Origin of the sequence: Streptomyces odontomachi, assembly GCF_024435355.1 — a bacterium.
Classification (GTDB): domain Bacteria; phylum Actinomycetota; class Actinomycetes; order Streptomycetales; family Streptomycetaceae; genus Streptomyces; species Streptomyces odontomachi.
Genome location: NZ_JAMJWG010000080.1, coordinates 1 through 1,196, shown reverse-complemented (window position 1 = coordinate 1,196; position 1,196 = coordinate 1). Strand labels below are relative to the sequence as shown.

The following is a 1,196-nucleotide window of genomic DNA, read 5'->3' as shown; positions in this document are numbered from 1 at the left end:
CGGATCCGGGTCGTACAGGTTCTCGACGTCCCAGCCGCGGCCCGTGGGGAAGTCACCGACGGCGTCGGTGCCGTCGGCCACCAGGTTCCAGAGGCCGTCCGGCGAGGTGACGCCGCCGGGGAAGCGGCAGCCGGCGCCGACGATCGCGATGGGCGCCGACCGGTCGGACTCGATCTCGTGCAGCCGCTGCCGGGTCTTCTGGAGGTCGGCGGTGACACGCTTCAGGTAGTCGCGGAGCTTGTCCTCATTCACCGTGTGACCCCAGTCCCAGCTCGTTGTCGATGATGTTGAAGATCTCGTCGTCGGTGGCGGACTCGATGTCGGTGCCGGTCTCGACCACGGCCGTCTCGACCGGGTCTGCCGACGTCCCACCTGCCGGCCCTGCCACCCGCTGTCCCGCGGTGAGCCTGGTCAGGAAGCCCTGGAGGCGCGCCGCCAGGTCGTCGCGTGCCTGCGGGAACAGCGTCGGCAGCGCGGCCTCGATGCGGTCGAGGTCGGCGGCGAACGGCAGCACGGGTTCGGCGGCGTCCGGCGCCAGCTCGGTCCGCAGGTGGGCGGCCAGCTCCGTCGGGGTCGGGTAGTCGAAGAGCGCCGTGGCGGGCAGCCTGAGGCCGGTGTCGCGGTTGAGCGTGTTGCGGAACTCCACCGCGGTCAGCGAGTCGAGCCCGGTGTCCATGAACCCGGCCTCGCCGTCGACGGCCCCGGCCGAGGTGTGCCCGACGGCGGAGGCGAGCCTGTCCAGGATGTGGTCCAGGAGCATCCGGTGCTGCTCGTCCTCGGTACGCCCGGCCAGCCGCTGCTCGAAGCCCGCCGGCTCGGCGGTGTCCCGTGCCGTGCGGCGCACCGCGGGGCGGCGCAGTCCGCGCAGCACCGGCTGGGTGGCTTCCACGGTGTCCGGGAAGCCGGCGGTGTCGAGCCGGGCGGGCACGTACAGGGCGGGGTCCTGCGCCAGGGCGATGTCGAGGAGTTCCAGGCCCCGTTCGACCGGCAGGGGCACGATGCCGCCCCGGTTGAGACGGGCCTTGCCCACCTCGTCGAGGGAGCCCGCCATGCCCCCGTCCGCCTCCCACAGCCCCCAGGCCAGGGACGTCGCGGGCAGGCCGTGCGCGTGGCGGTGCTGGGCGAGCGCGTCCAGGAAGGTGTTGGCCGCCGCGTAGTTGGCCTGCCCGGGGTTGCCGATCGCGCCCGCGATCGAC

At 73.6% G+C, this 1,196-nt stretch carries 2 protein-coding genes; both read right to left on the bottom strand.

Annotation, left to right across the window (positions count from 1 at the left end; all coding sequences use genetic code 11):
* Positions 1-252, bottom strand: a 252-nt coding sequence (locus NQO67_RS43455; protein WP_255956190.1) for a polyketide synthase docking domain-containing protein, incomplete at its 3' end; no start/stop codon positions are given.
* A partial coding sequence (locus tag NQO67_RS43450) for a KR domain-containing protein (protein WP_255956189.1) occupies positions 245-1,196 on the bottom strand: 952 nt, incomplete at its 5' end. The genes NQO67_RS43455 and NQO67_RS43450, both read right to left, overlap by 8 nt.